Source organism: Paraburkholderia caffeinilytica, from assembly GCF_046030355.1.
GTDB classification, from domain to species: domain Bacteria; phylum Pseudomonadota; class Gammaproteobacteria; order Burkholderiales; family Burkholderiaceae; genus Paraburkholderia; species Paraburkholderia caffeinilytica_B.
In genome coordinates, this window is record NZ_JAQQCQ010000003.1 from 442,285 (window position 1) to 454,566 (window position 12,282).

Annotated in this window: 11 protein-coding genes; 5 read left to right on the plus strand and 6 right to left on the minus strand. The window is 61.6% G+C overall.

Translation table 11 applies throughout. From position 1 onward, the window contains the following. Positions 1-118: 118 nt before the first annotated feature. Complete coding sequence (locus PQQ95_RS06715; protein ID WP_408436000.1) at positions 119-1,567, minus strand: NAD-dependent succinate-semialdehyde dehydrogenase; 1,449 nt, start codon at positions 1,565-1,567, stop codon at positions 119-121. An 80-nt stretch (positions 1,568-1,647) separates the two neighbouring features. Then, positions 1,648-2,907 carry a Rieske 2Fe-2S domain-containing protein gene (locus PQQ95_RS06720; protein WP_408436002.1) on the minus strand — a complete coding sequence of 420 codons (1,260 nt, stop codon included), beginning with the start codon at positions 2,905-2,907 and terminating at the stop codon, positions 1,648-1,650. Positions 2,908-3,163: 256 nt separating this feature from the next. Here PQQ95_RS06720 and PQQ95_RS06725 point away from each other — a divergent pair, with 256 nt between their 5' ends. Next, positions 3,164-4,123 carry a PDR/VanB family oxidoreductase gene (locus PQQ95_RS06725; RefSeq protein WP_408436004.1) on the plus strand — a complete coding sequence of 320 codons (960 nt, stop codon included), beginning with the start codon at positions 3,164-3,166 and terminating at the stop codon, positions 4,121-4,123. Positions 4,124-4,279: 156 nt separating this feature from the next. Continuing rightward, positions 4,280-5,029 carry a FadR/GntR family transcriptional regulator gene (locus PQQ95_RS06730; protein ID WP_408436006.1) on the plus strand — a complete coding sequence of 250 codons (750 nt, stop codon included), beginning with the start codon at positions 4,280-4,282 and terminating at the stop codon, positions 5,027-5,029. 157 nt (positions 5,030-5,186) lie between these two features. Here PQQ95_RS06730 and PQQ95_RS06735 read toward each other — a convergent pair whose 3' ends face one another. Next, positions 5,187-5,843, minus strand: a complete 657-nt coding sequence (locus tag PQQ95_RS06735) for a hypothetical protein (RefSeq protein ID WP_408436008.1) — start codon at positions 5,841-5,843, stop codon at positions 5,187-5,189. 192 nt (positions 5,844-6,035) lie between these two features. Here PQQ95_RS06735 and PQQ95_RS06740 point away from each other — a divergent pair, with 192 nt between their 5' ends. Then, positions 6,036-6,659, plus strand: coding sequence for a LysE family translocator (locus PQQ95_RS06740; protein ID WP_408436146.1), 624 nt, complete (start codon positions 6,036-6,038; stop codon positions 6,657-6,659). Between the two features lie 12 nt (positions 6,660-6,671). On the opposite strand, the gene PQQ95_RS06745 is transcribed toward PQQ95_RS06740, so the two are convergent. Next, positions 6,672-8,087 (minus strand): aminotransferase-like domain-containing protein, encoded by a 1,416-nt coding sequence (locus PQQ95_RS06745; RefSeq protein ID WP_408436010.1) that lies wholly within the window; start codon positions 8,085-8,087, stop codon positions 6,672-6,674. 213 nt (positions 8,088-8,300) lie between these two features. Here PQQ95_RS06745 and aptA point away from each other — a divergent pair, with 213 nt between their 5' ends. Next, entirely contained in the window at positions 8,301-9,629 is a 1,329-nt protein-coding gene (gene aptA, locus PQQ95_RS06750) for an omega-aminotransferase AptA (protein WP_408436011.1), read from the plus strand. 201 nt (positions 9,630-9,830) lie between these two features. On the opposite strand, the gene PQQ95_RS06755 is transcribed toward aptA, so the two are convergent. Next, complete coding sequence (locus PQQ95_RS06755) at positions 9,831-10,355, minus strand: DUF6496 domain-containing protein (protein WP_408436013.1); 525 nt, start codon at positions 10,353-10,355, stop codon at positions 9,831-9,833. Positions 10,356-10,654: 299 nt separating this feature from the next. Here PQQ95_RS06755 and PQQ95_RS06760 point away from each other — a divergent pair, with 299 nt between their 5' ends. Then, positions 10,655-10,906 (plus strand): hypothetical protein, encoded by a 252-nt coding sequence (locus PQQ95_RS06760; RefSeq protein ID WP_408436015.1) that lies wholly within the window; start codon positions 10,655-10,657, stop codon positions 10,904-10,906. 92 nt (positions 10,907-10,998) lie between these two features. On the opposite strand, the gene PQQ95_RS06765 is transcribed toward PQQ95_RS06760, so the two are convergent. Then, positions 10,999-12,207 (minus strand): ABC transporter substrate-binding protein, encoded by a 1,209-nt coding sequence (locus PQQ95_RS06765; protein ID WP_408436017.1) that lies wholly within the window; start codon positions 12,205-12,207, stop codon positions 10,999-11,001. Positions 12,208-12,282: the final 75 nt, after the last annotated feature.

The window sequence follows — 12,282 nt, forward strand, 5'->3', positions numbered from 1 at the left end:
GGGAACGATGCTCAAAGGCTTCACTGCTTCGGGGGAATGTTGTTAACTATAATATATATAACTTTTATGAGATTGACCAGCGGCGATCGACTTTTCGACCGCCGCTTTCGTCACCCATTCAGGACACGGCTTGCTGAACGAACTTCGTAACCAGATACGCCTGCAAGCCCTCGATGCCGTTTTCAGAGCCAATGCCACTCTCCTTAACGCCGCCGAAAGGCACTTCCGGCCCTGAGACCAGCATGCTATTGATTCCGATCATGCCGGCCTCGAGACCATTCGACAGCTGCAACGCACGTCGATCCGAGCCGGTAAACGCATAGGCCGCCAGTCCATATTTCAATCGATTGGCACGCTCGAGCACTTCTTCAACAGTCTTGAATGAACTGAAAGGCACCACCGGACCAAATGGTTCTTCATTCATGATCCGCGCCTGTTCAGGCACATCGGCCAGCACGGTCGGCGCGTAGAAGAAGCCGGGGCGATTCAGGCGCTGGCCGCCGAGCAGCAACCGCGCGCCGTGCGAGACTGCATCCTTGACGAACTCGTCCGCCGCGGCGAGCCGGCGTGCGTTGGCAACCGGGCTTGCCTGGGTGTCGGGTTCGAAGGCCGAGCCAACCTTCAGCTTCGCGGCCACCTCGACGAACTTGTCGATGAAGGCGCCGTACACGCCCTCCTGAATGTAGAAACGTGTCGGCGAAATGCAGGCTTGTCCGGCCTGGCGAAACTTGGCATTGGCGGTCATCGTGGCGATACGTGCGACGTCGACGTCGTCGCAAACGATCATCGGCGCATGGCCACCCAGTTCCATCACCAGTTTCTTCAGGCCGTGGGCTGCGGCCAGCCCCGCGAGATGCTTCCCGACCGGAATCGACCCGGTGAATGCAACGGCCTTGATGACGTCCGATGCGATCAGATATTCCGATACCTTGGCCGGCACGCCGAACACCAGGTTCAGCACGCCGGGCGGCAAGCCCGCATCCTGGAAGCATCGCACCATCGCCGTGGTGGATCCGGGCGTTTCTTCGGCGGCCTTCAGAATCACCGAACAACCTGCGGCGAGCGCAGCCGCCACGGTGCGCGCGGGAATCCGCACCGGGAAATTCCATGGCGTGAAGGCCGCCACCGGTCCAACCGGCACCTTCAGCACGAGCTGACGCGAATTCGCCAGCGGACCTGGCACCACGCGCCCATAGGCACGCCGCCCCTCTTCCGCGAACCATTTGACGATGTCGGCCGAACTGTGTGCTTCCTGCAAGCCGTCGGCCAGCATCTTGCCGTGCTCGAAACTCATGAGTGTGCCGATCTCGTTGGCACGTTCGTGCATCAGCGCAGCGGCTTTATCGATGATGGCAGCCCGCTCGGACGCGCTCATGCGCGACCATGTGGCAAACCCGGCCGCCGCCGCGGCGAGTGCATCGTCGAGGTCGGATTGCCTGGCAAGCGGCAAGTGGGCGAGCACCGTTTCGTCAGCGGGATTGACGACCGGCTGGGTATCACGGCCACCGGTACGCCATTCCCCGTTGATGAACAGGCCGAGTTGAATGTCGTAACTTCTGGTATGCATCTGCGTCTCCGATATCTGATATCCGGTCGGCGCAAAGCGCCGCCGTGTGCTGTTTTCGCACCGTTACTGTAGCGCGGACGTCAAGGCTCCATGCCCATTGCATCGAGAAAAGCCTTCCTGACATGCTCTGGCTGGCCCGCCTGAAAACGGAAATCCTGCAAATGGTGCTTCCATAAAGGATGATTCGCGATTTCCGCGCGCGTCATGCCTTCAACGAACGTGGCGCGCGCGGCAATGGGCAGTTGCACACATTCATTGAGCTGCGGATCGCGAATGATGCCCTTCGGCTCGCCGCCGTTGGCGATCACGTCCAGTTCTTCGAAGAAACGCCGGCGCAGCATGACGATGCCGCGATCACTGCTGCCCAGGTTTTCTTTCGTGCGATCGGCCACCACGCCCTGTCCCGCCCACGCGACAAAATCCTGGTTCATCACGTGACTCGTGATCCAGCGGCCGGTTTGCGGATCGGTCACCGGACCGTACCAGGTCGGCACGCTCGTTTGCTCATAAGGTTCGCTTTCCTTCGGCACGCGGGTGAAAGCCCAGGTCACGCTCAATGTGCGCGAATCGTCGACCGGCACGCGCCACTCGAAATGCTCGCCGAGAAAGAACGCATTCGGCCACAGACATACCCGGCCGATCGACCACAGCGGGTCGTTTTCGTCCGCATCGCCGCGCAGGCGCTTGTAGATGAACCCGTAGTCGAATTCGTCGAAATCGAGCTGTTTATGAGCGGGCGAGTACGGACCCATCTCGCCATTCAGGCGTGTGGTCCAGTTGTTGTGCATCCATTCGAAGTGGATCGGATCGATCGAGTTCTCCTGGCATTGCAGCCAGTTGCATGGCACCTCGGAAATCACGATCTGCGCAAAGCCGTTCCTCCAGGAGAACGGCTCCCAATTCGGCACGAGCGGCGCGGGTTGCGGCCCAAGGTAGGCCCACAGAAGCCCCGCCTTTTCCTCGACCGGATACGCCTTGATCTTCACGCGCTCTTTCAGTTTCAACTGCGGATTCGCCACGTCCTCGTACGGTTGCTCCGTGCATTTACCGCCCTGGTCATAGAGCCAGCCGTGATAGTTGCAGCGCAGCCCGCACTTTTCGACGAAACCATAGGCGAGATCGGCACGGCGATGCGGGCACTGGCGGTCGATCAGTCCGAAGTTTCCGCTCAGGTCCTTGTACAGCACGAGGTCTTCGCCGAGCAGGCGTACCGGCTTGACGGCCACTTCGTCGAATTCGCTCACGCCGGCAATCGGCATCCAGTAACGGCGCAGCAGCTCGCCCATCGGCTCGCCCGGCCCAACCTTCGTCAAGAGTTCGTTCTTCGCTTGGGACAGCATTCTTCAAGTCTCCATTGTTATCGCTCGGCCGTGCATCGGACCCACAAAAGCTTCGGCAGCCTCGGCCGGCCATCATTCCTGTCGCTTCCAGAATCGCACTAATGATAATACACATTATACATTATAGAAGCATCCAGCTATCCGATCGACTTTCGCTTCACGCTTGTCGACGCTGTTTCGATAATATATATTACACATATAAATTCGCGCAACAGAATTTACGGATGCGCGGTGAGACAAATCCGGACAAGTCAACATGAAGAAGGCTATGGATACGCTACAGGTGCAACTTCGCGCGATCAGATACGAGGCGCCCACCATCAATACGTATGAATTTCGCGCACCTGACGGCTCACGGCTGCCGGGCTTCACGGCCGGCGCTCACATCGATCTCCACCTGCCCAACGGGATGATCCGCAGTTATTCGCTGTGTAACTCTCCGGAGGACACGCACCGCTATGTGATCGGCGTAAATCGCGATCCGTCGAGCCGTGGCGGCTCAGCCTGGATGCATGAGGCGCTGCGGGTCGGCGCCGTGCTGACGATCGGCACACCCGCCAACAATTTCGCGCTTGTCGAAGAAGCCGCGCATACGGTGCTCATCGCCGGGGGCATCGGCATCACGCCGCTCATGGGCATGATCCATCGCATGGAAACACTGGAGCGGTCGTGGGAACTGCACTATTGCACGCGAACCCGTGAGGCCACCGCATTCATCGACACGTTGCGTCAATACGGTTCGCGCGTCCAGTTTCATCACGACGGTGAACCGGGTGGGAAGCGGCTCGATTTCGCCACGGTATTGACGCAGCACGACGAGCGCACACATTTCTATTGCTGCGGCCCTTCGGCCATGTTGAATGCGTTCGAAGCCAGCGCGGCGGACTGTGGCGGTGGCACACGTTTTCATGTCGAATACTTCGCAGCCGGCGAAGCGCCCGCAACGGCCGGCGGCTTCAACGTGCAACTCGCGCGCTCAGGCCGGGTGATTCAGGTGAGCGCTGGCAAGACGATTCTCGACGCCCTGGTCGCCGAAGGGATCGACGTCAGTTATTCCTGCTCTCAAGGGGTATGCGGCACCTGCGAAACGCGGGTGCTCGCCGGCGTGCCGGACCATCGCGACATGGTGTTGACCAAGGGGGAACAGGAGGCAAACCGGTCAATGATGATTTGCTGCTCCGGCAGCAAAAGCGACTGTCTGGTGCTCGATTTATGATCCGCGGATCGGACTGACGGAGATGCGAACTGTATAAACGTATGATTATTCAACGGCTATGCTAACATCGCGATCAGTCTTTCGGGGTCGCACCACGCCTGTCGCGTGTGCGGCTTCGGTTCACCCCGTCGCAACGCTCAGGTCCGGAGATCCGAATTGAAAAAAGGTACTGTCGAAACTACGCCGCTGTGGGAACCGGTGCAGACGGAAACCTTATCCTGGCGCATCGTTTCGCAAGTGCGCGCAGCCGTCTTTTCAGGTCAGATCAAGACGGGGGATTTCCTCGGCAGTGAAACGTCGCTGTCCGCCCAGTTCAACGTGAGCCGCATGGCCGCTCGCGACGCACTGCGCACACTCGAAGCAGTCGGCATCGTGGAAATCCGCATGGGCGCGAAAGGCGGCGCATGGATTGCGGAAGGTAATCCGGAACGCTTTGCGGACGCGCTGGCCATTCAACTCCATCTGATCGGCGTCACCGGCGAGGAAATCTTCGACGCACAAATGGCGATTGAAGTCACGTCTGCAGAACTCGCGGCACAGAACGCCACGGAAGAAGACCTCAGAAAGCTGAGCGCAATCCTGGCCGAACTCGACAAGCTGCGCGACGACCCGCTTGCATTCACGGATGCGTCGCTGCGCTTTCATGAAGCGATTGTGGAGTCGTCGCATAACCGGGTGCTGCTCGCGCAATTCCGGGCGCTGCGCTTCGTGTTGCAACCGCTGCTGGCGCCGAACACCACGCACGCGATCGCCGCACGCGTGATCCGCTCGCACAAGTCGGTGCTGAATGCGATCGAGGCACGAGACGGTGTCAAGGCTCGCGAAATCATGCAGCAACGGGTGAAAGTGATCCGTTCGCGCGTGCTGTCGGGCACCGCCGCTCAACCCGCATCCGACGACGAATAAATTTCGTCCGTCACCTGCCAGCAATATGGCGGTGCAATGATGATGCTTCGTACCCGCCCCCGCGGCTCGAGAAATTGCAGCCGGATGTGCTGCAGTCCGACACCGCCCGGGCGGGCACGATTTCAGCTAAACCTTGCATCGAACTCCGATGCAAGGTTTAGCCTTTCGCGGGACGGCCCGTCTTCACCGTCTCGAGCGACGACACCGCGGCAAGCAGACGCTGCGGCGCTGCCGATTCCAGCATCGCCAGCCCTGCTCGCAACAGCTCGCTCTTCTTGACCGGCACGCCGGCGTCGAGGCACTTCTGTTTGAGAGACGCAATCTTGTCATAGTCCGATTTCGGCATCGTGAAGCTGTCGCGCACGACTTTCTCTTTCTTCGGCTGCTTGGTCTTCTTGGCTTCAGGAGCGCTGACTGGCGCGGCGGCTTCCGCCGTTGCCGAACGCTTCGGCTTGGCTGCTTTCTTAACGGCCTGTTCCGCTTCGGCAGTTGCCGATGGCTTGGTTTTGGCTGCCTTCTTGACTACAGGGGCCGCTTCCGCCGCCGAGCGCTTTGCCTTCGCTGGTTTTTTGGTAGCGGGCTTCGCTTCCGTAGCCGTCGCGCTTTTCGCTTTTTTGGCTGCTTTCTTGACGACAGGCGTTGCATCGGCAGGGGCCGCGCGCTTCGCCTTAGACGCCTTTTCGACCACAGGCGCCGCTTCCGCCGGTTGTTCCGGCGCGACTGCCGGCTCCGCGCCATCTACTGCCTGCTTGCGCGAGCTCTTGGGAAAATGGAAGGCCTTCTTGGTGTGCTCTTTAGTGACGGGTGCCGTCATGTGTTTCTCCGTGTTGATAACCGTATAAACAGTATATACCGTTTATTTTGCCGTCGGGACCTCGGTTCCGACCCCGACCACACCGCCGCCTGTACCGGACTCCATCCCAAAAACCGTACAGGTACTGTACCGGTATGGTTCGCTAGAATGCTCCAAAGGTCCTATTGACCGACACCGGAGCCACCCATGTCCATGTCCTACCTCAGCCTCAGCGCGCTGCCCGCCGGCATTCTGTTCGCGCTCGTCACGACCATCACGCCCGGTCCGAATAACACGATGTTGCTCGCCTCGGGCGTCAACTTCGGCTTTCGCCGGACGCTGCCGCATCTCTCCGGGATCAGTGCCGGCGTCGTGCTGTTGATGCTGTCGGTGGGGATTGGGCTGGGCGAAGCGTTCGTTCACTTCCCGGTGCTGTACACGGTGCTCGAAGTCGCGAGCGTTGCGTACCTGCTGTACCTTGCGTGGAAAATCGGCACGTCGGGCGAATTGAAGGTCAAGAAAGGCGATCGCCGGCCCATGAAGTTTCACGAAGCCATTGCGTTCCAATGGGTCAATCCGAAAGCGTGGATGATGGTGCTGACCGCCGCCACGACAATCCACCTTAGCGAAAGCACCAGCATGAACGCGATCGCGATGGCGGTGATCTTCTACGTGATCGGCTTTCCATGCATCTGCCTGTGGGCGGGTTTCGGCACCGCGATGCGCAAAGTGCTGTCGGACCCAAAACGGCTGCGCATCTTCAACGTGGCGATGGCGCTGCTGCTGGTGCTCTCGCTGTATCCGATCGCACTGAAGCTGCTGGGCCACGCTGCTTAAGAGCGCACCCGGCTAGATCGCACCCTGCCCGACGCGCTCGATGAAGCGCCACAACGCGTCGTCAGTCGAGTACGGCGCGTTGAAACGGAACCAGGCGCTCGGGGCGTCGTCGGGACGGAAGTAGGAGCCGGGCGCGAGCCAGATGCCGTGCTTGAGCGCGGCGGTCGCCACGTCCCCCGCGCGCTCCGCTTCGATCGGCAGCCGCGCCCACAGGAACAGGCCGGCTCGCGGCCGGTGAAACAATTCGAGGCCGAGCGAGTCGAGCCGCTCTTCGACGGTGGCATGCGCGAGCTTGAGCCGCTCGTTCACGGCCTCGACGTGACGCGTATAGCGTCCTTCGAGCAACACCTTGTCGACGATCCGCTCGATCGCCTCCGACGACGTCAATCCCACCGCCATCTTCGTGCGCGCCAATTCGCGCAGCACGGCCCGCTCGGCGACCACATAGCCGCAGCGCAACCCCGGCGTCACCGTTTTCGAAAAACCGCCGACGTAGAGCACACGCTGCAGGCCTTCCATGGCCGCAAACAAAGGCGCGCCGGACGGCGCCAGTTCGCGGCTGACATCGTCTTCGATCACCCACATGCGCTGGCGCTCCGCGATCTGCAGCAGACGGAACGCCGCCGACATGCCGAATGTGGCGCCGGTCGGATTCTGCAGCGTGGTGTTGACGAACATCGCCTTCGGCTTGTGCTGCGCGACCAGCGCTTCGAGCACGTCCGTATCGACGCCGGCCGGGGTGCGCGGCACGCCATGCACCACCAGCCCCGCCAGCTTGAGAATCTGCAGCAGATTGCAATAGCCGGGATCTTCGACGATCACGGCATCGCCCGCGCGCAGCAGCGTGCGGACGATCAGATCCAGCCCTTGCGTCGCGCCCTGCGTGAGCAGCACGTTGGAGACGTCCACCGGCAAACCGCGCCGGTCGAGTTGCTCGGCGATCCGTTCGCGCAGCGGCGCGAAGCCGTACGGATGCCCGTAGTCGCCGAGCCGCGCCGCCGGCACCCGGCTCATCGCGCGCAGCGCATGCTGCAGCCCCGTCTCGTTGATCCACTCGTTCGGCAGCCAGCCGCCGCCCGCCTTGATCGGCACCGAATGGTCGGCGAACACGTCGGACAACAGCCAGGTCGCGGTCAGGCTGGGCGGTTGCCAGTCGGTCGGGGCGGCGCGCGCGGACTGCGCGCGGGCCGCTACGCGATAACCGGAGCCGCGCCGCGCCACCACGAGGCCCATCGAAACGAGACGGTTGTAGGCCTCGGTGACCGTGAAGGTGCTCAGTTCGTGGCTTTGCGCCAGCTGTCGCACCGACGGCAATAGCGCGCCGGCGCGCAGCGACTGCGCCTCGATGGCGCGCGCGAAACCCTGCACGACCTGTTCGACGAGCGTAGGAGCGGCGCGTCGGTCGCGCTCAAGTTCTAGTTCGATCATGATCTGGAATGAGGAGGCCGGTCGCGACGACCGGCTAAGTTGCCAAATAGATGGCCAGCAAGGCACCCAGATAAAGCGTCGAATCACGTCGCCGCGCAATCGACACAGTTACTGCAATTCCACCAACACAGTTAGCACCACACTACGTCAACTGTTTATGCCGCCATTAAACCGCGGACGCTACAGTTTCGCTACCACTTCGAGGAGAAAACCATGACTTCGCGCCCCGTCATCGACGACCTGTCGTCTTTCTGGATGCCCTTTACCGCCAACCGCCAGTTCAAGGCTGCGCCGCGCCTGCTGGAATCGGCCAAGGGTATGTACTACCGCACCACGGACGGGCGTGAAGTGCTCGACGGCTGCGCGGGTCTCTGGTGTGTGAACGCCGGCCACGGCCGCGACGAAATCGTCGCCGCGATCACCCAGCAATTGTCCACGCTCGACTTCGCGCCGACCTTCCAGATGGGCCACCCGTTGGCATTCGAAGCGGCCACCAAGGTCGCCGAACTGATGCCGGACGGCCTCGACCGCATCTTCTTCACGAACTCCGGCTCGGAATCGGTCGACACCGCCCTGAAAATCGCGCTGGCGTATCACCGTTCGCGTGGCGAAGGCCAGCGCACGCGTCTGATCGGCCGCGAGCGCGGCTATCACGGCGTGGGCTTCGGCGGCATTTCGGTCGGCGGCATCGCGCCGAACCGCAAGACGTTTTCCGGCGCGCTGCTGCCGGCGGTCGACCATCTGCCGCACACGCATAACCTCGAACACAACGCGTTTTCGAAGGGGCAGCCGGCCTGGGGCGCGCATCTCGCCGACGAACTCGAACGCATCGTCACGCTGCACGATGCATCGACGATCGCCGCCGTGATCGTCGAACCGGTGGCCGGCTCGACGGGCGTGCTGATTCCGCCGCAAGGCTATCTGCAGAAGCTGCGCGAGATCTGCACCAAGCACGGCATCCTGCTGATTTTCGACGAAGTGATTACCGCTTTCGGCCGCGTCGGCAAGGCGACGGCGAGTGAATACTTCGGCGTGACGCCGGACCTGATCACCATGGCCAAGGCGATCAACAACGCCGCGATCCCGATGGGCGCAGTGGCCGCGAGCCGCACGGTCCACGACACGATCGTCAACGCCGGCGCACAGGGCGCGATCGAGCTGTTCCACGGCTACACGTACTCGGCTCACCCGGCTGCGGCAGCCGCCGCCGTTGCGACACTCGACCTGTATCGCCGCGAGGGCCTGTTCGAGCGCGCGGCGACGATGGCGCCGAAGTTCGAAGCCGCCGCTCACTCGCTGCGCGGTGCGAAGCACGTGAAGGACGTTCGCAACCTCGGCATGATCGCGGGCGTCGAACTCGAGCCGCGCGACGGCGCGCCGGGCGCGCGTGCTTACGAAGCGTTCGTGAAGTGCTTCGAAGCGGGCGTGCTGGTGCGCTTTACCGGCGATATCCTCGCGTTCTCGCCGCCGCTCATCATCGATGAAGAGCAGATCGCGCACATCTTCAAGACGGTGGGCGATGTGCTGGCGACGGTGCAGTAAGACCGAGAGATGCGGCGCGCGTGAGTGGCGCGCGCCGTATTACCACCGGATCAAGGGGAACGGTAGCGCCGGCTTCGCGCGCGGCGTGTGAAGTGCGCGGGCCGTGATTCAATCGCCTGCGGCACGCCCTCACAAGCACTAGCGTCCGTGCGACGCATGTGAAAAGTGCCCCTTCGCTCACCTCACCCTCTTAGCGCCATATCAGTGATGCGCGCGCGAAGCCCTCGTGTGTGCGGCTTTTTTGGCTGCCGCCGAGCGGCCTGACGCGCCCTTGGTCGCTGCGGCCTTCTTCGCTGCTGCCGAACGGCTGGCGGCCGGACGCTTGGCCGCTGCCGACTTCGTCTGCTTCGACAACGCCTTGTGCGACGCTCCCGCGCTGCTTTCACGCTTCAATGCCTGAGTTGCCGCACGCGAGCGCTTAGCCGTCGACTCGCTGCTCGTACTCTTCTTTGCCGTGCTCTTGTGCTGGCCCGCGGCATTGTCCTTCTCCGCTTTCTTGCGAGTTACCCCGTTCGTCGCGCCCTTCCTGGGTGACTTCACGGCGACGCCTGCGCGGCGCGCTTCCGACAGGCCGATCGCAATCGCCTGCTTGGCCGACCTGACGCCGTGCTTGCCGGCGCGCACCTTATCGACCTGCTCCTTGACGAATTCGCCAGCCTGGGTGCTCGATGCCTTGCCGGCACGCTTATCGGCTTGGGCACGCTTGATGGTTTTCTGCTCGGGCATGACAGTCCTCCGGTTAGCTGTTGGCGTTGTACATGCAGCAACGGCTGTGCCGGGGGTGTTCTTCGCGGCTGCAGATGCGGATGTGGCTTGAGCACGGCCTGGTTGGAAGCCTGGCGCTTTTCTGCGCGGCGCAGGCGTATGCAGAGATATTGCCACTGGGGTGACAAAAACTTCCGGGAAACTCATGGCAGCGCGGCGAAACGTCAGGAAACTGCTCAACAAGGCTCGCGCCTCGCAACGGGACGGCGTATGGTGATAGCAAGGGTTGGCGCCGTGGTCCGACCCGACGGGAGACTTCCATGAAGATAGCTACCGTTCGCGCAGGCGCGCATATCGAAGGCGTGCATTGGGTCGCCGAATACGCCGAAGACGTTCACGAGATTCGCGTGTTTCGCGAAGGCCAGGAAGTGGACGTGCACAATGCGCCCTCCACCTTGTTTGGCGATGAAGAAAATTCAGGGTCGAAGAGTACAGCCGACCATCGGGCTATTGAAGCCGCCGTGCTGGCTTATTTGAGGCGGTTTGTAATCGAGCATGATGCGGAGGAGTAGCCTCGTTTTCAGTACTCTCCACCATTTTTGTATGCCTGCGGCATTGACCGCCGCAGGCATACAGACAAAAAAGCGCCGCAGGGAAGAAATCCTTATTCAGCCGGCCGCAACTTCTTAACCTCGGCATCCGACGGCTGCACGCTCGCGCCATCGAGGTAACGATACGAAGTCATGACGCCCTTGCCGTCCTTGAGACCGGTGACACCCACAAAAGCCCCCATGGTCGACTGATTGTCCTGCGCACGATACGTGATCGGCCCAAACGGCGTGTCCACTCCTAGCCCCTTGAACGCGGCGGCGAGCTTATCGGAATCCGTAGACCCGGCCTTCCTGATCCCGGCCGCGATCGACATCAACGCCGAATACCCCACCACCGACCCAAGCCGCGGATAGTCGTGATACTTTGCCTGATACGCATCCACGAACTTCTTGTTCGCCGCCGTATCGATCGAATACCACGGGTAGCCGGTGACGATCCAGCCCGTCGGCGCCTCCGCACCCAACGGATCGAGATAGTCCGGCTCCCCCGTCAGCAACGACACCACGCTGCGGTCCTTGAACAAGCCGCGCGTATTGCCCTCTCGCACAAATTTGCCGAGATCGGCGCCGAACAGCACGTTGAAAATCGCATCCGGCTTGGCGTCGGCGATCGCCTGCGAGACCGCGCCTGCATCGACATTGCCGAGCGGCGTCGCCTGTTCGGCGACAAACTCCACGTCCGGTTGCGCCGCCGTCATCAGCTTCTTGAATGTCGCCACCGCCGACTGCCCGTACTCGTAGTTCGGATAGACGAGCGCCCAACGCTTCTTCTTCAGCTTCACCGCCTCCGGCACCAGCATCGCCACCTGCATATACGTCGAAGGACGCAGACGGTACGTATATTTATTGCCGTCGGCCCAAACGATCTTGTCGGTCAAGGGCTCGGCCGCGAGGAAGAAAATCTTCTTCTGCTTCGCGAAGTCGGTCAATGCAAGACCCGTGTTCGACAGGAACCCGCCGAACAGCAATTGCACCTGCTCGCGTGCAATCAGTTCCTGCGCCACGCGGATGGTGTCGCCCGGATTGCCGTTGTCGTCGCGCGACACCACTTCAAGCTGTTTGCCGAGTACGCCACCCGCCGCATTCACCTGTTCGAGCGCGAGATTCCAGCCGTTCTTGTAAGGCCCGAGAAAGGCGGGCTGCGCCTTGTAGCTGTTGATCTCACCGATCTTGATGGTCTGCTGTGCACTCGCGCCAAAGGCCGCGAGCGATAGAACCGTTGAAACTGTGAGGCGAGAGATCCATCCTGCGCGCGTGGTCATGCGTTTCTCCGTTATCAAAAGGATTGCGGGAATGCGGTCGTTTTTATCAAGCGTTGAAGCCTATCGCGATTCTGT

Coding starts and splice junctions, on each gene's coding strand:
- PQQ95_RS06715 (WP_408436000.1), bottom strand. CDS start 1,567: ATGCATACCAGAAGTTACGACATTCAACTCGGCCTGTTCATCAACGGG.
- PQQ95_RS06720 (WP_408436002.1), bottom strand. CDS start 2,907: ATGCTGTCCCAAGCGAAGAACGAACTCTTGACGAAGGTTGGGCCGGGC.
- PQQ95_RS06725 (WP_408436004.1), top strand. CDS start 3,164: ATGAAGAAGGCTATGGATACGCTACAGGTGCAACTTCGCGCGATCAGA.
- PQQ95_RS06735 (WP_408436008.1), bottom strand. CDS start 5,843: ATGACGGCACCCGTCACTAAAGAGCACACCAAGAAGGCCTTCCATTTT.
- PQQ95_RS06740 (WP_408436146.1), top strand. CDS start 6,036: ATGTCCTACCTCAGCCTCAGCGCGCTGCCCGCCGGCATTCTGTTCGCG.
- PQQ95_RS06745 (WP_408436010.1), bottom strand. CDS start 8,087: ATGATCGAACTAGAACTTGAGCGCGACCGACGCGCCGCTCCTACGCTC.
- aptA (WP_408436011.1), top strand. CDS start 8,301: ATGACTTCGCGCCCCGTCATCGACGACCTGTCGTCTTTCTGGATGCCC.
- PQQ95_RS06755 (WP_408436013.1), bottom strand. CDS start 10,355: ATGCCCGAGCAGAAAACCATCAAGCGTGCCCAAGCCGATAAGCGTGCC.
- PQQ95_RS06760 (WP_408436015.1), top strand. CDS start 10,655: ATGAAGATAGCTACCGTTCGCGCAGGCGCGCATATCGAAGGCGTGCAT.
- PQQ95_RS06765 (WP_408436017.1), bottom strand. CDS start 12,207: ATGACCACGCGCGCAGGATGGATCTCTCGCCTCACAGTTTCAACGGTT.